The sequence below is a fragment of the Celeribacter neptunius genome (assembly GCF_900113955.1).
GTDB classification, from domain to species: domain Bacteria; phylum Pseudomonadota; class Alphaproteobacteria; order Rhodobacterales; family Rhodobacteraceae; genus Celeribacter; species Celeribacter neptunius.
Map to the genome: position 1 here is coordinate 90078 of NZ_FORH01000009.1, position 18796 is coordinate 108873.

Consider the following 18796-nt stretch of genomic DNA (forward strand, 5'->3'; position numbering starts at 1 on the left):
GTGAATTGCAATCAACGCCTGAGCGCCAGACGAGCCACCAACCAGCTCACCAGCAGCAAGAGCGCTTGCATCACCATGATCTTGGGATCGGAATAGAGCGTTTCCGGGGCGGTGGTTTGGGCGAAAAGGCCAAAACCGGACATGGTGTTCTGTTGCGGGGCAAAGAGAACCGCCGAGATGTTGTTGACGAAATGCAGGGCGATCCCTGGCCCAATTGTTCCGGCCCGCATGGTCAGATCACCGGCGATTACGCCGAATCCCATAGCCCAGAGCACCGGGAAAAGTGCGGCGAGACCTTCGCTCGTACCGTTGAGATGGGCCAGTCCGAACAGCACCGAGGCGGCGGCGAGACCCAGCGGGTAGGAGCCGGTGCTGGCCGCGATCTGGCTTTGCAGATAGCCGCGAAAGAACAGTTCTTCGGCACTGACCTGAATGATCAGGCCCAGGAGTGCGAAGGGCATCCAGAACAGCCATGTGCCAAAGGACAGCTGAGCGACCGGTTCCGGCCCCTCGTCCCAGGGCAACAGGAAGCTCAGCAGGGTGAAGACCGCGATCCATTTGAAGGTCACGCGAAATTGTGCCCGCATCAGGGCCGCCGGGCCGGTCAGGTCGCGCAGGCTGCGCCCGTGCAGGCGTTTGGCCATTTCTATCGACCCCATGAGCAAAAGGGCGAAACTCGCGAGGATGACGAACATGCCGCCGGGGGTGGTGCCGATCATCAGCTCTTCCGGGCCGAGATGAAACGGCATGAGATTGGGGGCGATGCGGCCGATGAGCGCGAAAGACAGCGGTGTCAGCACGCTGCCGATCAAAAGCGCGCCCAGAATCATCACACCGACGCGCCAAAGCTCCGGACGGCGCAATGCCGAGGCGATGATCGGCGCGTAAGGATGTGTCTTGAGCTGGTTTTGAGCCATGATGCGAGAGTTCCCAACCGGTACTCTGCAGCGTTAGCATGCAGGGCAGGCAGGGGAAAGCGCCGGAAAAGCGCGGGAACTTGCCGATGACCCGGCAATGTGACCGCTCCCCGGCTTGGAAGCCGCGCGCAACCGCGTTATGCGGAGCGCCAACCGTTGGTAGAGGGGGCGATGATGCGTGTACGGATGGGGATCGCGGGGCTTTTGGTGCTGGGGCTGTCCGCCTGTGAGATGGAGCTGCCGTCCTCTTCCGTGGCCCCGCCACCGCGCAGTGTCACCCTGTCGCAAAGCAATGTCTCCGTCGCCGGGCCGAGCGGCTTCTGTGTCGATCCCGGCTCAATCCGCGACACGCCGGAGGGGGGCTTCGTCCTTTTGGGCAATTGCGGCGGGTTGAGCGGCAGGTCAAATCCGGCGCTCAAGGGCAAGACCGCGATGCTCACCCTTTCGGTGACCGCGCCGATGCAGGACCCGGAACAATTCGACACGCCGAGTCTCGAGGCGTTCTTCCGTTCGGAAGCCGGGCGCCGGACCCTGTCGCGCGCCGGAGCGGCGCGGACCGTCACCGTGATCGAGAGTGCGCCCGAGGCGGAAACCCTGTGGCTCCATGCCCGGGACTCCGCGCCCGGGGCCCTGCCGGGGCAAGGGGCGGAATATTGGCGTGCCTTGTTCCTTCTGGACGGGCGTCTGGTCACCGCCACCGCCACGCCCTTTGCAGAGGCGCCGATGCCGGAAGCGCAGTTGCGCGGGGTGCTGAGCCGCTTTGTGGCAGAGCTGAAACGACGCAATCGCACGATGTCATGAACAGGATGTCGTGAAACGGTCCGGCCCCTTCGAACAGGACTGTTGCGCAAATGGGACCAAATTTTGGATTTTAAGCTGGTTTGTTGAGTAGAACCTCTTGATAGTCGTAGTAAGACTCTGAAGAGAAAGAAAAGGTTGCTTCCGGAATGCGGCGTCGGTTCAAGAACTTGATTGAAAAGCAGGTCAATTCCCTGGCGATCCGTCGTTGGGCACGCCGGGCCAATGCGGCGGAGCATATGCCCCTGCCGGTTTTGCGCCGTTTCCGGGGCTTTGCCCGCGGGCTTCGGTGGGAGCTGGATCGGTTTCTGTTCGTGGCCGACGGGCGGCTGGCCCTGCCGCTGATCGGCTCGAACGCGATGCAATTGCCGCTCTATACCGATTGGTCCCATCGACCGGAGATCTGGCGCGGACCCATTTCGCCGCCGGGGGCTTCGGCCGTGTCGACCAAGACCGCGATCGGATCCGAGGCCGTGCTGTATCACGATTGTGACATTTCCGAACTGAGCTTTCGGCAGGTGCGCAACACTTCGGAAGAGGATCTGGCCCCCTTCGGGCTGCGGCTCGATGTGTTCCGCTTTGACGGCTCGTTCCTGTCGCTCTCGGTCGAGACGCCGGATCATGCCTGCGAAGGGTTGAGCCGCCGGCATCTGATGCGCCTGAGCTACACGGTGGAGCTTGAAAGAAGCATCGAGATTTTTGCCCGGCTGAACGTCAAGCATGGTCCCAATCTGGAGCAGGTGGTGCGTGAATTGCCGCTTCACACGGATGAAGGCTTTGTGGAATTCGACCTCGCCTATACCAAGCTCAACGAGAAACGGGTGGAGAAACTCTGGGTCGATCTGATTTTCGAAGATCCCGAGATGAACCAGATCGAGATCAGGGATCTGACCCTGTCGCGCCATCCGCGTGCGGAGCTTTGACAGTGAAACGTTTGACGGAGAAAAACGATGGATGAGGTGACACTGGTCAAGACGCGGCTTCAGGCCGGGATCTGGGAAGGCGAATTGCATGTCTCCGGCGAGGCCGCGCCCCTGCCGGAAATCGAGGTGACCCATCTCGATCAGCCGGTCTCCGGCGGTCATACGCTGAGCGAGGACCCGGAGCGCGATGGCGTGTGGTTCTTTCGCTTCGCGGTGCCCGGTGAGTTGCTGGGGGACGGGGTGCAGACCTTTGTCTTTTCCGACCGGGGTACGGGGGCGGTGCTCAATTCGCTCACCCTGATCGCAGGCGAGGCCCTGGCCGATGACATCCGGGCGGAAATGGATCTCCTGCGGCAGGAACTCGATATGCTCAAACGCGCCTTCCGTCGGCATTGCCTCGATACCGGGGCGAATTAAGCGGCGTTGATCTGACGCGGCGTTTCGGATGACATCTGTGCCGTTGCTTGCGCATCTTGGCGCGGCAAAGGGAGGCACTGACATGACCCACTATCCGCATCTTCTGGCCCCGCTGGACCTCGGTTTCACCACATTGCGCAATCGCACCCTGATGGGGTCGATGCACACCGGGCTCGAGGAGCGTGGCGATTGGCAGGCCGTGGCCGCCTTTTACGCCGCCCGTGCCAGAGGCGGCGCCGGGATCATCGTCACCGGCGGTATGGCGCCGAATGCCGAGGGCGGGGTCTACCCGGGGGCGGCGGGGCTTTTCTCCGATCAGGACATTGCCAACCACCGGCTGGTCACGGATCGGGTCCATGCCGAGGGCGGCAAGATCGCCATGCAGATCCTCAATGCCGGTCGCTATGCCTATGGCCCGAACTGTGTCGCGCCCTCTGCGATCAAATCACCGATCTCGCCCTTCAAGCCGACCGAACTGGATGAGGCCGGGATCGAGAAACAGATCGCCGATTACGCCACCGCCGCCGTGCGCGCCAAAGCGGCGGGTTATGACGGGGTCGAGGTGATGGGCTCCGAAGGCTATCTGATCAACCAGTTTCTGGTCACCCACACGAACAAGCGCGAGGACGCCTGGGGGGGCTCCTATGAGAACCGCATGCGCTTTCCGATCGAGGTCGTGAAGCGAGTGCGCAAAGCGGTCGGACCGGAGTTCATCGTGATCTACCGCATCTCGATGATCGATCTCGTGCCGAATGGCTCCTCTTGGGACGAGGTGGTGCGACTCGCGAAAGAGGTTGAAAACGCAGGGGCGACGATCCTCAACACCGGCATCGGCTGGCACGAGGCGCGGGTGCCGACCATCGCCACCTCTGTGCCGCGCGCCGCCTTTTCCGAGGTGACCAGGCGGATGATGGGCGAGGTGTCGATCCCGGTGATCACCTCGAACCGCATCAATCACCCGCAGGTGGCCGAAGACGTGATCGCCGAGGGCTGTGCCGATATGGTCTCGATGGCGCGACCCTTCCTGGCCGATCCGGATTTTGTCACCAAGGCGGCAGAGGGCAGGGCCGACGAGATCGCGCCCTGTATCGCCTGCAACCAGGCCTGCCTCGACCACACGTTCTCCGGCAAGTTGACCTCCTGTCTGGTCAATCCGCGGGCCTGTCATGAGACCGAGCTCGACTATGCGCCGGTGCAGGCGGCGAAAACCGTTGCCGTGGTCGGCGCGGGTCCGGCCGGTCTGATGAGCGCCATTGTCGCCAGTCAGCGCGGTCATAACGTGACGCTTTTCGACAAGGCGTCCGAGCTTGGTGGTCAACTCAACATGGCGAAGCAGGTGCCGGGCAAGGAGGAATTCTTTGGCCTCGTCGACTGGCTCAAGACCATGGTCGCGCAAGCCGGGGTCGCGGTGAAGCTCGAGACCGAGGCAACGCCGGAGCTGCTTGCGCCGTTCGACGAGGTGGTGATCGCCACCGGCGTCATCCCGCGCGATCCTGAGATCCCGGGTCAGAATGATTTCGGCAATGTCGTCAGCTATCTCGACATCCTCAAAGGCGTCCATGTGGCCGGCCCGCGGGTGGCGGTGATTGGCGCTGGCGGCATCGGTTTCGATGTGGCGGAATATCTGACCACGACCGAAAGCCCGACGCTGAACCTTGCCGAATGGAAAAAGGAATGGGGGATCACTGACCCGGTGCAGGACCGGGGCGGGCTTGCCAGCTCCGGGCCGCAGCCGGAGCCGGCGGCGCGTCAGGTCACGCTGTTGCAGCGCAAGGCCGAGAAGCCCGGCAAGCGGCTGGGCAAGACAACCGGCTGGATCCACCGTGCGACCCTGCAGATGAAGGGGGTGAAGATGATGGGCGGCGTCAGCTATGACGAGGTCACCCCGGAGGGGCTTTTGATCACCAAGGACGGCGAACAGAAGCTGATCGCAGCCGACACGATCGTGCTGTGTGCCGGGCAGCTTTCGCAACGCGATCTCGCCGACGTGCTGGAGGCCCAAGGCAAGCGCTGTCATGTCATCGGCGGCGCCGATGTTGCGGCGGAACTGGACGCCAAACGCGCGATCGATCAGGGGGCAAGGCTGGCGGCTCGGTTGTGATCTTCGCGGCGGGCTTCAGGTGAATGCTCGCTTGGCGGACTTAGCTGCCATTTGAACAAAGAGATATTCGGCGCGGAACAAGGCGAAGCCGCCGCGCCTGCGCTGGCCCGTTCCGGCGGGCGAGCGCATTCTCAGCCGCGCTCAACGGATTGATCCTGCACGGATCTGGCGAGCATAAAGCGGCGACCACAGAGGTCAAAGCGCTCACCCACGGGCCAGCGCTGGCGCTCTGTATCCAAATGTCCCCTCTGGGCTCATTCCGACCGATCTTCGGCCAGAAACGGCCCGTCATTCTCGATTGTTTCCCTGTTTCCGGACCTAAAACGATCCTCGAAACACCACGCTATTGTCCCCCAACTTCCGCATTCTTGCCCGATTTGGGCGCGATACCATCCGATAGGGGCAAAGACGTAGGTATGATTATATGGACCGACTGACTGAAATGGAGGCCTTCGCCACAGTTGTGGATCAAGGGGGCTTTACGGATGCGGCGAAAAAGATGGGGATTTCCAAATCCGCCGTTTCGAAGCATGTGTCAGCGCTGGAAGCGCGTCTGGGCGCGCGCCTGCTCAATCGTACCACGCGCCGGGTGTCGCCGACCGAGATCGGTCTGGCCTATTATGATCGTGCGCGCCGGGTTCTCAACGACGCCGGCGAGGCCGACGCGCTGGTGACCTCGATGCAATCGGCGCCTTCGGGGCTGTTGCGCATTTCGGTGGCCACGGATTTCGGCGTCAATCACCTGTCGCCGGTTCTGGGCGAATTCCTCTCTGAATTCCCTGAAATTCAGGTCAATATGGTTCTGAACAACCGCTATGTGGAGCTGATTTCCGAAGGGTTCGACATGGCGGTGCGTATCGGCGAGCTGGAAGACAGCACGCTGCGCGCGCGCAAGCTCACCGAGACCACCAAACGCATGGTCGGTGCCCCCGCCTATTTCGAGAAATACGGTCGCCCGCAGAAGATCGACGATCTCAACGAACACAAGCTCCTGCATTACTCGAACCAGTCGAATGGCGCCGTGTGGAAACTCACCGCGCCGTCCGGTGAAAAGCGTCAGGTGCGCACCGCCGGCTGGCTTACCGTGAATGACGGGCAATCGTTGCTGAACGCCTGTATCTCCGGGCTTGGCATCGCCTATCTGCCGTCCTTTCTCTATGCCGAGGCTATGGACAAAGGCCTGATCGAAGAGGCAATTCCGGATCTGCCGCCGGAGACCCAGGGCATCTATGCCGTCTACCCGCCGGGGCGGTTCACCCAGCCGAAAGTCCGGGCTTTCATCGATTTCCTTGTGCATTCCTTCGCCGACAAGGGACCGGACAGCTGGTGATGGAGCCTTGGTGACAGGCCTCTGGTGACGGACGCCGGTGATGGGCCATAGCCGATTTTAAAATCTCGTGGAGAGAGGTGCCCGAATGAGGGTGCGACCTACTGGGTCGAGGCGATCACCGCTTCGACCCTTCTGTTTTGCATCCGGCCCTCTTCGCTGCTGTTCGAGGTGAGCGGCGCGAGATAGCCGATACCTTCGGCGCTGATCTGTGCGGGCGCGATGCCATAGGTCGAAATCAACCGTTCCCGAACCGCTTCGGCACGTTTGCGCGAGAGTGCGGTGTTGGCCTCGAGCGCACCGGTGTTGTCGGTATGTCCGACCAGAACGATTGTTGTCCCGGGATGAGCCGAAAGATAGCCGGCCAGATTCTGCAGCGAGGCAAAGGGACCGGAGCCGAGACTCGAGGAACCGGTTTCGAAACTCAGATCGGTCAGCACCACGCGGCCACGGGCGGCGAGCCGGTCGGTGAGGCCCTGATCACTGGCCCCGCTCAGCGGCGATGGCACCGTGGCGGTCGGGGCCGGGGTCAGGGTGACATCGGTGCCAACCATAGCGTCGTCCGACGGGGTGACCGTGCTGATCTGGATGAATCCCGTCTCTTGCGCTTTGCTGCTCAGCAGGCTGACCACGCGCCCATCGGGATGGCGGGCCAGAAGATATTGGAAATCGCCCAGATCCACATGCATCATCGGTTCCGGCAGAAGATCCAGAAGATAGCGGAAATCGAACCCGCCACAGAAGGTATCGGCACAGGAAAACAACAGGTTGAACCCGGCGTCCTCGAGTTGGGTTTTCACAGGCGTGATCATCTGAAGGCTGGTGAGCGAGGTGCCGGTGAGCCGGTAGGCCTTTTGTTCGACATCGCCCTCGGCCATCAGTCGCGGCGTATTCTCGCCCTGATAGGGCCCCGAGGGGAAGGGTTCCGCCGAGGCGAATTCAAGCGTCCGCCCGCTCTCCACCGCGGCCCCGGGCAGATCGAGCGCGTGCATCGGGTCTGGCAGGGCAATCTGTGCGAGGCAAAGGAGGATGCCAGTGGCAAAGGTGGACGTGCGGATCATGGGGCCTCTGAGACGGGTTTGGTCCTGTAGTGGTACTGCCCGACCTCGGTCATTCCAAGCGAAGAATAGAGCGCCAGCGCGCCTTGGTTGGCGCGGGTGACCTGCAATGCCAGAGTTTCGGCGCCTTGCCGGCGTGCCCAGTCCACGGCCAAGGCCATCATCGCACGGCCCAGCCCGTGCCGGCGTGCGGTGGGGCTGACTTCGAGCGCATGAAGGGCGGCAATGCCTTGGTGAATGGCGATGAAACAGGCGCCTGCGGGTGTGTCGTTCAGGCGACCGAGAACCGAGGATTTCGGCCCAGCACCCCGCTCCATCACCGCCAGCCGGGTTGCCCCGATGCCGCCCTCGGCCCAGATCTCGCGCTGGATCGCAATCGGTGGCCAGGTCATGTAGCCCATTGTCGGATCGGCCGCAGGCAGGAGCGCGGAAGAAGAGTTCAGGTGACAGCTCAGGCAGGCCACGGGATCGAAGGCCCGGTAGCCGCGTCGGGCCAGTTCCTGATCGAAGGCCGTCTCATCGGTGCGGATTTGAAACAGGGCATCACGGCCGTCCCGGGCAAACCGCGCCTCGATCAGCCTCAGCGCTTCCGGGGTGAAAGCCCCGTCGAGCGTCGCGGCGGAAACCCGGCTGCCTCCGCCCGCGCCGTCGCGATAGGTGAACGGACCGATTTGGGTGCGATTCGCGGGCGGCCAGGTTGCTTCGAAAGCGGCGAAAACTGCGTCGCTGTCGGGCATAGCTCAGCTGTGCTCTTCGGCGGGGAACAGTGTCGCCAGTTCCATCAGGGCCGCCTCGACCATGGCACCATCCTGACCGCGAATCACGATATTGGTGCCAAAGGCGCCGTCGCGGTTGAACGGGTAGGAGCCCATCGACAGGTCGGGATAGCGTTTGGCAAGATCGCCCAGCGGTTCGGCCACGGTGCTCTCGGGGCGGTTGATGCGATAGCTCTGGGACAGGAGCGGTTTGCCGCCGGTGATCCGCGGCAAGAGCCCCGCCACCATGGCGGCAAAGATATTGGGCACACCGGCCATGACATGCACGTTTTCGACCGAGAACCCCGGCGCGATCGAGACCGGGTTGTCGATCAGCTCCGCCCCCTCGGGAATGCGGGCCATGCGCATCCGGGCGTCGTTGAATTCCACGCCACGACCTTCGTAATGCGCCGTCAGCAGCGCTTTGGCGTCGTCGCGCACCCCGATCGAGCGATCAAAGGCGGCGGCGATGCAATCGGCGGTGATGTCGTCATGGGTCGGTCCGATGCCACCGGAGGTGAAGACATGGGTGTATTTCGCCGAGAGCGCCCGAACCGCCTCGACAATCGCCTCGCGATCATCCGACACGACACGCGATTCCTTGAGATCGATGCCGATCCGGGTCAATTCGCCGGCGAGGTGATACATATTCGCATCGCGGGTGCGTCCCGACAGGATCTCGTCCCCGATGATCAGAATGGCGGCGGTGGGATTCGGCGTGGTCATCTCGGGCCCTCCTTGAGCGGCTGTTCCCTTCGGTATAATCCTCGTCTCATGCGCTTTCAAACTGAACTGATCCCCGCCACGCTTTTGCGCCGCTACAAACGCTTCCTCGCCGATATCCGACTCGAGGACGGGTGCGAGGTAACCGCCCATTGCCCCAATCCCGGCTCGATGATGGGGCTTGCGGACGAGGGGCTTCGGGTCTGGGTCGAGCCGAATGACGACCCGAAGAAAAAGCTCAAATACGGGCTCAGGATCGTCGAGGCGGACGGCGCCATGGTGGTGGTCGACACGGGGGTGGCGAACCGTGTCGTCAAGGAAGCGCTTTGGGCCCAAGAGGTGCCGGGGCTCACGGGCGAAGTGAAGGCCGAGGTCAAATATGGCGAGAATTCCCGGGCGGATTTTCTCGTGATGCAAGACGGGCAGAGGATCTGGGTCGAGGTGAAATCCGTGACCCTGTCGCGTCAGAAAGGCCGCGCGGAATTTCCCGATGCCAAGACCGCACGGGGTGCGAAACATCTCTCGGTGCTCGCGGATCAGGTGGCCAAGGGCGATCGGGCGGTGATGCTCTATCTCGTGTCGCGTGACGATTGCATCGGCTTTGCGCCCGCCGGTGATATCGACCCGACCTATGCGAAAGCAGAGGCCGCGGCGCGCGCCGCCGGGGTCGAGATCATGGTCTATCCGGTGGAAATCACGCCAAAGCTGTCCCCGGGGCGGGTCGTTTTTGTACCCCGACCCTTGCAACAGATCTAACCCTTGCGCTCTGGCCCTTTGCGCTCAAAGTCCTTATATCGGGGCCAAAGACAATGGAGTGGACCCTTGGACGAGACGCATCGCGGCCGTATCACCAAAGACGGAATTCGGATTTACGAGGACGCCGATTTTGCCGGCATGCAGGCGGCCGGCCAGGTCGCGGCGCAGATCCTCGATGAGGTGGCCGAGCTGGTTGTGCCCGGCGCGACGACCGAAGAGATCGACGCCTTTATCGAACGTCGGGTGACCGAGCTGGGGACCACCTCGGCGACCATCGGTTACAAGGGCTACAAACACGCCTCGTGCATCTCCACCAATTATGTCGTGTGTCACGGTATTCCCGGTTCGAAAATCCCGGGCCACAAGGATGACAAGCTGCTGGATGGCGACATCATCAATATCGACGTTACCGTGATCAAGGATGGCTGGTTCGGCGACAGCAGCCGGATGTATTTCGCCGGCAAGCCGAAGAAATTCGCCGAACGTCTGGTGCAAGTGACCCATGATTGCCTGATGTTCGGCATCGAACAGGTCAAGCCCGGCAACACATTCGACGATATTGCCCGCGCGATTCAGGAACATGCACAGAAACACCGCATGTCGGTGGTGCGCGATTTTTGCGGCCACGGGCTGGGCCGGGTGTTCCATGCCCCGCCGAACGTGTTGCACTACGTGCCGCATCGTCGTCCGGGCGACAGCGCGCCGGTGCTCGAAGAGGGCATGTTCTTCACCATCGAGCCGATGATCAACCTCGGCCGTCCGGAGACCAAGGTCCTGAGCGACGACTGGACCGCGATCACCAAGGACAAGAAGCTTTCGGCTCAGTTCGAACATTCCATCGGCGTTACCGCGACCGGGTGCGAGATCTTCACCCTGTCCCCGGCCGGGAAGTTCTATCCGACCTACGAGGTCTGAGCCGCGCGGCGCGCGTCAGCTTTTCTTTCGCGAATCTGACCGGTGGGGGCCTCGGGCTCCTGCCGGTTTGTCGCACCTGTCCCGGGCGCAGGCTTGCGCGAAGCCGGGCGAAGCTCTACCAAGGTAGTCAGTTCGCCGCTCCGGCTGACCTGAGGGCCCTTGCCTCTTGTCCAACGGCGTTCATGCGTGGCTTGTTCGAGCGCCGGACCTTTGCAAGCCCGAGGGGGACACCTATGAAATCGACCCTTACGCGGGCGGCGCTCATCGGCGCTGCCACATTCCTTGTCACATCCATCGGCACGACAGCATTCGCGCAGGAGGTGACGCTTCGTTTCCAACATTTCGTTTCGCCCAATTCCGGCTCGCCCATGTATTTCATGGAGCCCTGGGCCGAGAAGATCGAGAAAGACAGCGGCGGGCGGATCAAGATCGAGCTCTATCCGCTGATGCAGCTGGGCGGCAAAGCGCCGGATCAATACGACCTGATCCGCGACGGTGCCATCGATGGCGGCTGGGTCATTCCGGGCTATCAGCCGGGGCGTTTCCCGGAGACCGAGGCGCTCGAACTGCCCTTCATGATGCCGAAATCCGGCGAGCTGGCCTCGATCGCCGCGTGGAATTTCACCCAGAAATATCTGATGGATGATTTCAGGGATGTGCATGTTCTGGCCGCGCATATGCATGGCGAGGGGCTGGTGCACAAGAAAGGCGCGCCGCTCAAGACCGTCGAGGATTTCGACGGGCTGAAACTGCGCGCACCGACCCGGACCTCGACGCTGCTTCTGGACAAGCTCGGCGCGGTGCCGGTGGGCATGCCGGTTCCGGCCTTCCCGGAGGCCCTGGCCAAGGGCGTCTTGGATGGTGGTGTGATCACCTATGAAATGGCACCGTCTCTGAAGCTCGACGAGCTGACCGACAGTCACACGGATGTCGCGGGCGACCGCTCCTTCTACAATCTCTATTTCATCTGGGCGATGAACAAGGCGCGCTATGACAGCCTGCCCGAGGATCTGAAGGCCGTGATCGACCGCAATTCCGGGCTCATGGCCTCGCAATGGGCCGGTGCCGCCTATGATCTGGGCGATGAGGACGGGCTCAAGGTGATTGCCGCCTCCGACAATGAGATCGCGGTTCTGAGCGAAGAGGAAACCGCCAAGATCAAAGCCGTCGGCGCCGAGGTCGAAGCCGATTGGATCGCCGAGATGAGCAAGAAAGGCTATGACGGCGCCGCCTTGGTGGCGGATGCCAAGGCGATGGTGGTCGAGGCGATCGACCGCGGGCCCTGGATCGACGTGCAGGGCGCCTCTGCTGGGTATCTAGCCGGGCAGTAAGCTCTCAGTTCTCAGAAAAATCAAAGCCGCCTTTCGGGGCGGCTTTTTGTTCGGCTGATGTCACACCCCGATGCGGCGCGGCAGATCAAACATATCGGTGAGATGCGTGGCGCCCTCAGCGATCAGCCGCGTGCCATCGCCATGCGGGTCGAAGCCAAAGCAGCGCATGCCCGCCCGCCGCGCGGCGATACAGCCCGACGGGCTGTCATCGATCACCAGGCAATGTTCCGGCGCCACGCCCATGCTCTCGGCGGCGATCAGGAAAAGTCCGGGATCGGGTTTCGCCACGCCATGGGTGTGGGCGGAATGGATGCGGCCCTTGAGCCGTTCGAACACTGCCGGATGCGCGCCTAGGGTCACGTCCATTTTCTCCATCGGCCCGTTCGAGCCGACGCAATAGGGAATGCCCGCCGCGTCGAGCGCATCGAATGCCGCCTCGATCCCCGGGATCAGCGGCACGCCGGAGCGCAGCATCTCGAAGACCCGCGGATAGACCTCGACCTGCCAATCCTCGGGCAGCTTGGCCCCCGCGGCCCGGGCGCGGTCGCCGACCGTGGCCATGGTGCCGCCGACGTATTTGGTTTCCAGTTCGTGGAGAGAGATGTTCAGGCCGAAGCGGGCGAACTCATCGCGCAGGAACTCCAGCAGCGGCGGTTCGCTGTCGACGATCACACCGTCGCAATCAAAGATCACCAATCTCGGCGGCATGTCTGTCACACTCATTTCGGCTCCAGGAAGTTGATTTTCGTGTCGCCATAGCGGCGGGTGTCCAGGAGGGTGAGCGCCTCCGGCGGGGTGATCGCGGCGCTGTCTTCCCACACCACGAGCGCGCGTTTGGTGAGCCAATTGCCTTTGAGGGCGGCGGCGATGGCCTTTTCCCCCAGAGCCTTGCCATAGGGCGGATCGAGAAAGATCAGGTCATAGGGTTCGGACGGGTTCACGGGCAGCCGCGTGGCATCCGCGCGCATCAGGGTACAGAGATCCTGCGCTTTGCATTTGGCGATATTCTCGGCGATCAGCCCCTGCGCCTTGCGCCCGTCATCGACAAAGGTGACGCAGTCAGCACCTCTGGAGAGCGCTTCCAAGCCCAACGCACCGGTGCCGGCGAAAAGATCGAGCACGCGGGCATCCTCGACCGCATCGCCATATTTGCCGGCCACCAGAACCGAGAACAGGCTTTCGCGCACCCGGTCGGTGGTCGGGCGCAGATGCGCGCCGGCATCGCCCTTGCCAAGGGCGGCCAGGGCCAGCCCGCGATATTTTCCGGCGATGATCCGCATCAGCCGCGCATCAGGGCTTTGAGATCGGTCGCGGGGTCGGCGACCAGCGCCGGGTCCGCCGTCTTGCCGCTCTCGATCAGCCGCTTGGCCACCATATAACCGCGCGGATCGTTCATCGCGTCGATGGCGATGAGCTGTCCGTCTTTGTAATACCAATGCGACCGGGTGCCGTCGGCCTCGCGAATGACCACCTGATCGTGGCCGGTAGAGAGACCTGCGATCTGTAGCTTGACGTCATATTGATCCGACCAGAACCACGGCTTGGGCGTGTAGTTCACCGCTTGGCCGAGCATGTTCTTGGCCACCACGGCACCCTGATCGATGGCATTGCCGACGGATTCGAGCCGCATCTGTGCGCCCTGCCAAGGGAAAGAGGCACAATCGCCCGCGGCATAGATGTCCGGGTCGGAGGTATGCCCCATGGCATCGGTCATGATACCGTTCTCGAGCGTCAGGCCGGCGGCCTCGGCCAGCGCCGTGCCGGGGGTGATGCCGACACCGACAATGACGAAATCCACGTCGAGCGTGCTGCCATCGGTCAGTTCGGCGGCGGTGACGTGGCTGTCTCCGGTGAGTTTCACGAGCCCGACGCCCTCGCGCAGATCGACGCCATGGGCCTTGTGCAGGGCGCGGAAATAGTCGGAGGTTTCCTCAGAGGCGACGCGCTGCAAGATCCGATCCGCCATTTCGACCAGCGTGACCTTGAGGCCTTTCTTGGCGGCGACGGCAGCGGCTTCCAGCCCGATATAGCCGCCCCCGATGATCAGCACCGAAGCCCCGGTCCGGAACTCCGGCTCGATCGCATCGGCATCGGCCAGAGTGCGCATGGTATAGACGCCTTCGAGCGCCCCGCCGATGGCCGCGGGCAGGAGCCGCGGCGCCGAGCCGGTCGCCAATGCCAGCTTGTCATAGGTGAGGGTCTCATCGCCGAGCGTCACGGTCTTGGCGACCGGATCGATGGCGGTGACCTCGGTGTTCGTGCGCAGGGTGATCCCGTCCTCGGCGTAATAGCTTTCTGGGCGTAAAAACAGCCGATCGAGTTCCATTTCGCCCAGAAGGTAGGCCTTTGACAGCGGCGGGCGCTGATAGGGCGGCACGGGTTCATCGCCGATCAGGGTGATCTGGCCGTCGAATCCCTGACCTCGCAGGGTGGTGACGATGCTCTGGCCGGCCTGACCCGCGCCGATGACGATGAAATGGCTCATGATCTTTCCTCTGGTCGCAAAACGCCCTGACCCTATATCGTTGAGGAATAGAATGACAACGCACAGAAATGTTCAGAAACGCAGAAGGGGAACACGGATATGACGATTTCGGTTGGAGATACGCTGCCGGGTGGCACGGTACTTGAAATGTCAGAAGAGGGTCCGGTGGCGATCGATCTCGACATGCTGTTCAAGGGCCGCAAGGTGGCGCTCTTTGGGTTGCCGGGGGCCTTTACCGGCCCGTGCAGCACCGCGCATCTGCCGAGTTTCATTCGCACCAAAGCGCAATTCGATGCAAAAGGCGTCGATGATGTCGTCTGTATCTCCAATAATGACCCGTTTGTCCTGGGCGCCTGGGCCAAGGAGTCCGGGGCCGACACGGCCGGTGTACGGCTTCTGGGCGATGCCGAAGCGACGTTCATCAAGGCGCTGGGGCTGGATTTCTCCGCACCTGCCATCGGCTTGATCAATCGCTCCTCGCGCTATGCGCTCTATGCCGAGGACGGGGTGGTGAAGGTTTTCCACCTCGAAGAGGACGGCGGCCAATGCACCGTGTCCTCGGGAGAATCGCTTCTGGCGGAAATCTGATCTCTGATCCGTATGTCTCGAAATGAAAACGCCCGGGGCGCTGGTCCCGGGCGTTTTGTCATTCGGCAGCGTTGATCACGGTCCGGGTCGGGAAGGGGATCTCGACCCCGGCCTCGTCCAGCGCTTCCTTCACCGCGCGTTTCATATCGGTGGTGAAGCCAAAGTAATCCGGAGACCTGACCCAGACCCGGACCAGGAAATCGACCGAGAAATCGCCGAGATTGTTGACCTGGATGAAGGGTTCCGGATCGGGAAGCGCACGCGGATCGGTGAAAATGGTCTTGCGGATCACCTCTTCGGCCAGTTTCAGATTGGCGCCATAGCCGACCCCGAATGTCCATTCGGCACGGCGGGTGCCATTGGTCGAGAAATTGGTGATGATATTGCCCCAGACCTGCGAATTGGGGACGATCACCTGCACGTTCGACAGATCCGCCAGCTCGGTGAAGTTCAGGGAAATGTCCTTGACCGTTCCCATTTTCCCGGCGACTTCGACGAAATCGCCGATCTTGAACGGCCGGAACAGGATGATCATCACCCCGGCGGCGATATTGGACAGGGTGCCCTGCAAAGCCAGACCGATGGCGAGACCGGCGGCACCGATGACGGCGACGATCGAGGTGGTCTGAATGCCGAAAGTATTGAGCACGATCAGGACGGTAAAGCCCAGCACCGCATAGCGCGCGATATTGGCGAGGAAGTTGAACAGCGTGTCGTCGAGGTTTTCGTATTTCAACCCGATGGCGCGAATGCGCCGCCCGACCCAGCCGGAGATCATCATACCGATGATCAGAAGCGCCAGCGCGCCGAGGATCGATCCGGCTATCCCCACCAGAAATTCCAGCGACAGGTAGTCGCCCACCGTATGCCCGTTGTAAATTTCATAGCTCAGGATCTGTTCAAACATGTGCTGTGGCCTCGTCCATTTTTTCTGCCAGTCTTACGTCTTTCAGCGTCACCCCGCCGGCATCATGGGTCGACAGAATGACATCAACGGAGCGGTAGACATTGCTCCAGTCCGGGTGGTGATCCATTTTTTCGACGATGAGCGCAACCCGTGTCATGAAGGCAAAAGCCTCGACGAAATTGGCGAACAGGAAATGTTTGGCGATCGCCGCGCCGCTCTCGGTTTCCGACCAGCCATTGGCCAGAAGCGGGGCGAGGATGGTGGCTTTTTCCGGGTCTTTCAGAAGTTCAGTCATGATCTTCCTCCTCTGGGCTGGATTTGAACGGGCCGTAGGCGGTGAGCACCTCGACCTCCTCGGCCACGGCGGCGCGTTCGGCTTCGAGATAGTCTTCGACGGCGCGGGCAAAACCCGGATCGGCCATCCAATGCAGCGAATGCGTGGTGTTGGGCAGATAGCCGCGCGCCAGCTTGTGTTCGCCCTGCGCGCCGGCCTCGACCCGTCTGAGGCCGTGGGCGATGGCGTAATCGATGGCCTGATAATAGCAGAGTTCGAAATGCAGCCCGGGGTGAAATTCGGTACAGCCCCAGTAGCGGCCGAACAGCCGGTCGCGCCCGATCATGTTGAGCGCGCCCGCGATCGGGACACCGTCGCGGAGCGCCAGCACCAGAAGCACATCCTTGCGCATGGTCTCGTGCATTTCGTCGAAAAACGCCCGGGTCAGATAGGGCGAGCCCCATTTTCGGGCGCCGGTGTCCTGATAAAAGGTCCAGAACGCATCCCAATGCTCGGGCTGGATGTCGTCGCCGGTGAGCTGGAGAATCTTGCCGCCAAATCCCTGTGCCTGGGCGCGTTCCTTACGGATGTTCTTGCGTTTGCGCGAGGACAGCTGGGCGAGGAAATCGTCGAAATGCGCGTAGCCGTTATTGTCCCAGTGGAACTGTTGTCCGGTGCGATGCAGAAGGCCCATGGCCTTGCCCGCCGCGACCTCTTGCTCGGTGCAAAAGGTGATGTGCAGGGAGGAGAGCTGGTTCTGCGTGGCCACCTCGACCGCGCCCTGCACCAGGGCCGCCATGCCGATCTCTTCATGGCCGGGTCGGGTCAGAAGGCGGCGCCCGGTGACCGGGGTGAAGGGGACGGCGATCTGCAGCTTCGGATAGTAGCGGCCACCGGCGCGCTCATAGGCATGGGCCCAGTTGTGGTCGAAGACATATTCGCCCTGACTGTGGCTCTTGGCGTAGAGCGGCGCGGTGGCGATCACCTCGCCACCCGCACGGGCCACGAGATAGCGCGGTGACCAGCCGGTGCCCGCTCCGACCGAGCCGGAGCGCTCCAGCGCCAGGAGAAAGCGGTGGCTGACGAAAGGGTCCTCGGGCCGCTCCCCGGGGGGCGTTGCCGGCGCGGCGCAGGCGTCCCAATCTTCCGCCGCGATGCCGGAGATCGTGGTCAAAAGGCTGATCTCGATCTCTTCGCTCACGTCTCGGTCCCTTGCTGCGCATCTGTTTTCGGATGCTTTCCCAAGTAGCTGGGCCAATTGCCTCAGAGGTCAAGTCGGGAGATAACCCTCAAAGGTGATATTCTCGGCGATGTCGCGGGCAACGCGTTCGTCCTCGGCACTCTTGACGGTCCAGCACAGAATATGGGCACCTGCGGCTTTCAGCTCGGCCACCCGCGGTGCGGTGAGATCGTCCCATTGGTGCGAGATGAACGTGGCGCCGACGCGGTCGAAATCCGAAATGCCCTTGAGCTCGGCGCGGCGCGGCGCTGGGATCAGCTTTTCGTCGATCCCTTCCCAGGACGCCGTGGTGATGCCACGCGGGATCTCGGGGCAAAGCTCGGCCAGACGGGCCACGGAATGCGGGTTGAAGGACATGAAGGCCAGCGGCCCTTGGTAGCCCGCGACAGCCTGGGCTGCGGCGTGCTCCAACGCGCCGATATTCGGTCCCATGGCACCGTCCTGATCCTTGACCTCGACCAAAAGCGGAGCGCGACCGTCGACCAGTTCCAGCACCTCGGCAAAGCTCGGCACGCCGCGCTCGCCGGTTTTGAACCGCAGCTCGGACAATTCGGTGAGATTGCGCTGGGCGAAAGGGCCGGAGCCTTCGGTCAGGCGGTTGAGACTATAGTCATGAAACACCATGGCCACGCCATCGGCGGAAAGCTGCAGATCGATCTCGATCCCGAACCCCGCGGCAATCGCGGCGTCGATCGCGGCGATATTGTTTTCCACACGGGTGACATTGCCATCATGCAGGGCGCGATGGGCGATCGGTGCCTTGAGAAAGGCCTCTGGCAATTGCGGCATCACGCGAGCTCGAAAATCGCTTCGATTTCGACGGCCACGCCCAGCGGCAGGGCGGCGGCGGAGACGGCGGAACGGGCGTGGCGTCCGGCCTCGCCCAGCACCGCGACCATCAGATCGGAGGCGCCGTTGACGACTTTCGGCTGTTCGGAGAACTCGGGCGTCGAATTGACGAAGCCGACGAGTTTCACCAGACGCACCACTTTCGAGAAATCACCGCCCACGGCAGCGTTGGCCTGGGCCAGAAGCGCCAGCGCGCAGGTCTGGGCGGCTTTCGCGCCTTCTTCGGTGGTCATATCGGCACCCAGTTTGCCGAGGATCAGCCCGTCCGGCCCGTTGGAGATCTGACCTGAGATGAACAGCTGCTGGCCGGTTTTGACGAAAGGCACGTAATTGGCGGCGGGCGCGGGGGTCTCGGGCAAGTCAAAGCCAAGTTCGGCAAGTTTCGCGGAAAGATCGGTGAGAGCCATCGTGGCAGTCCTCTTCATGGGGCAG

At 62.4% G+C, this 18796-nt stretch carries 21 protein-coding genes; 9 read left to right on the forward strand and 12 right to left on the reverse strand.

Annotated features, from left to right (window positions below; translation table 11 throughout):
- Positions 1-11 precede the first annotated feature (11 nt).
- On the reverse strand, positions 12-917 hold the full coding sequence (locus tag BM151_RS19140; RefSeq protein WP_090062661.1) for a CPBP family intramembrane glutamic endopeptidase: 906 nt from the start codon (positions 915-917) through the stop codon (positions 12-14).
- Positions 918-1091: 174 nt separating this feature from the next.
- Between BM151_RS19140 and BM151_RS19145 the strand changes: the two genes are divergently transcribed.
- The 5 genes from BM151_RS19145 (at position 1092) to BM151_RS19165 (ending at position 6486) form a co-directional block, all read left to right on the forward strand.
- Complete coding sequence (locus tag BM151_RS19145; RefSeq protein WP_143093132.1) at positions 1092-1718, forward strand: hypothetical protein; 627 nt, start codon at positions 1092-1094, stop codon at positions 1716-1718.
- A 146-nt stretch (positions 1719-1864) separates the two neighbouring features.
- On the forward strand, positions 1865-2638 hold the full coding sequence (locus tag BM151_RS19150; protein WP_090062666.1) for a DUF6478 family protein: 774 nt from the start codon (positions 1865-1867) through the stop codon (positions 2636-2638).
- A gap of 27 nt (positions 2639-2665) precedes the next feature.
- The gene (locus BM151_RS19155) at positions 2666-3055 is read left to right on the forward strand and encodes a hypothetical protein (protein ID WP_090062669.1); all 390 of its coding nucleotides are present in this window, start codon (positions 2666-2668) and stop codon (positions 3053-3055) included.
- 82 nt (positions 3056-3137) lie between these two features.
- Positions 3138-5156 (forward strand): NADPH-dependent 2,4-dienoyl-CoA reductase, encoded by a 2019-nt coding sequence (locus BM151_RS19160; RefSeq protein ID WP_090062672.1) that lies wholly within the window; start codon positions 3138-3140, stop codon positions 5154-5156.
- A gap of 424 nt (positions 5157-5580) precedes the next feature.
- Positions 5581-6486: a LysR family transcriptional regulator gene (locus tag BM151_RS19165; RefSeq protein WP_090062675.1), complete on the forward strand. Its 906-nt coding sequence runs from the start codon at positions 5581-5583 to the stop codon at positions 6484-6486.
- A gap of 98 nt (positions 6487-6584) precedes the next feature.
- Here the strand turns inward: BM151_RS19165 and BM151_RS19170 are convergent, their stop codons facing one another.
- The 3 genes from BM151_RS19170 to BM151_RS19180 are packed head-to-tail and all read right to left on the reverse strand — an operon-like array spanning position 6585 to position 9022.
- Positions 6585-7544, reverse strand: a complete 960-nt coding sequence (locus BM151_RS19170; RefSeq protein WP_090062677.1) for an OmpA family protein — start codon at positions 7542-7544, stop codon at positions 6585-6587.
- On the reverse strand, positions 7541-8278 hold the full coding sequence (locus BM151_RS19175; protein ID WP_090062680.1) for a GNAT family N-acetyltransferase: 738 nt from the start codon (positions 8276-8278) through the stop codon (positions 7541-7543). Before BM151_RS19175 ends, BM151_RS19170 begins: the two co-directional genes overlap by 4 nt.
- A 3-nt stretch (positions 8279-8281) precedes the next feature.
- Entirely contained in the window at positions 8282-9022 is a 741-nt protein-coding gene (locus BM151_RS19180; RefSeq protein WP_090062682.1) for a competence/damage-inducible protein A, read from the reverse strand.
- Positions 9023-9070: 48 nt separating this feature from the next.
- Here BM151_RS19180 and sfsA point away from each other — a divergent pair, with 48 nt between their 5' ends.
- The 3 genes from sfsA (at position 9071) to BM151_RS19195 (ending at position 12021) form a co-directional block, all read left to right on the forward strand.
- Positions 9071-9775, forward strand: coding sequence for a DNA/RNA nuclease SfsA (gene sfsA, locus BM151_RS19185; RefSeq protein WP_090062684.1), 705 nt, complete (start codon positions 9071-9073; stop codon positions 9773-9775).
- A gap of 66 nt (positions 9776-9841) precedes the next feature.
- The gene (gene map / locus BM151_RS19190) at positions 9842-10690 is read left to right on the forward strand and encodes a type I methionyl aminopeptidase (RefSeq protein WP_090062687.1); all 849 of its coding nucleotides are present in this window, start codon (positions 9842-9844) and stop codon (positions 10688-10690) included.
- Positions 10691-10923: 233 nt separating this feature from the next.
- The gene (locus BM151_RS19195; protein WP_090062690.1) at positions 10924-12021 is read left to right on the forward strand and encodes a TRAP transporter substrate-binding protein; all 1098 of its coding nucleotides are present in this window, start codon (positions 10924-10926) and stop codon (positions 12019-12021) included.
- Positions 12022-12081: 60 nt separating this feature from the next.
- Here the strand turns inward: BM151_RS19195 and BM151_RS19200 are convergent, their stop codons facing one another.
- The 3 genes from BM151_RS19200 to BM151_RS19210 are packed head-to-tail and all read right to left on the reverse strand — an operon-like array spanning position 12082 to position 14506.
- Entirely contained in the window at positions 12082-12744 is a 663-nt protein-coding gene (locus tag BM151_RS19200; protein ID WP_245781269.1) for an HAD family hydrolase, read from the reverse strand.
- Complete coding sequence (rsmD, locus tag BM151_RS19205) at positions 12741-13301, reverse strand: 16S rRNA (guanine(966)-N(2))-methyltransferase RsmD (protein WP_090062692.1); 561 nt, start codon at positions 13299-13301, stop codon at positions 12741-12743. The genes BM151_RS19200 and rsmD overlap by 4 nt, the downstream gene beginning before the upstream one ends.
- Positions 13301-14506 (reverse strand): NAD(P)/FAD-dependent oxidoreductase, encoded by a 1206-nt coding sequence (locus BM151_RS19210; RefSeq protein WP_090062695.1) that lies wholly within the window; start codon positions 14504-14506, stop codon positions 13301-13303. Before BM151_RS19210 ends, rsmD begins: the two co-directional genes overlap by 1 nt.
- 99 nt (positions 14507-14605) lie before the next feature.
- Between BM151_RS19210 and BM151_RS19215 the strand changes: the two genes are divergently transcribed.
- Positions 14606-15094: a peroxiredoxin gene (locus tag BM151_RS19215; RefSeq protein WP_090062697.1), complete on the forward strand. Its 489-nt coding sequence runs from the start codon at positions 14606-14608 to the stop codon at positions 15092-15094.
- A gap of 58 nt (positions 15095-15152) precedes the next feature.
- Here the strand turns inward: BM151_RS19215 and BM151_RS19220 are convergent, their stop codons facing one another.
- From BM151_RS19220 to BM151_RS19240, 5 genes are all read right to left on the reverse strand, one after another.
- Positions 15153-16001: a mechanosensitive ion channel family protein gene (locus BM151_RS19220; RefSeq protein ID WP_090062699.1), complete on the reverse strand. Its 849-nt coding sequence runs from the start codon at positions 15999-16001 to the stop codon at positions 15153-15155.
- Positions 15994-16296, reverse strand: coding sequence for a 4a-hydroxytetrahydrobiopterin dehydratase (locus tag BM151_RS19225; RefSeq protein WP_090062702.1), 303 nt, complete (start codon positions 16294-16296; stop codon positions 15994-15996). The genes BM151_RS19220 and BM151_RS19225 overlap by 8 nt, the downstream gene beginning before the upstream one ends.
- Positions 16289-17476 (reverse strand): GNAT family N-acetyltransferase, encoded by a 1188-nt coding sequence (locus BM151_RS19230; RefSeq protein WP_090062705.1) that lies wholly within the window; start codon positions 17474-17476, stop codon positions 16289-16291. Before BM151_RS19230 ends, BM151_RS19225 begins: the two co-directional genes overlap by 8 nt.
- A gap of 69 nt (positions 17477-17545) precedes the next feature.
- Positions 17546-18304 (reverse strand): glycerophosphodiester phosphodiesterase family protein, encoded by a 759-nt coding sequence (locus tag BM151_RS19235; protein ID WP_090062707.1) that lies wholly within the window; start codon positions 18302-18304, stop codon positions 17546-17548.
- A complete protein-coding gene (locus tag BM151_RS19240; protein WP_090062710.1) occupies positions 18304-18771 on the reverse strand; it encodes a RidA family protein in 468 nt (155 codons plus the stop codon). Before BM151_RS19240 ends, BM151_RS19235 begins: the two co-directional genes overlap by 1 nt.
- Positions 18772-18796: the final 25 nt, after the last annotated feature.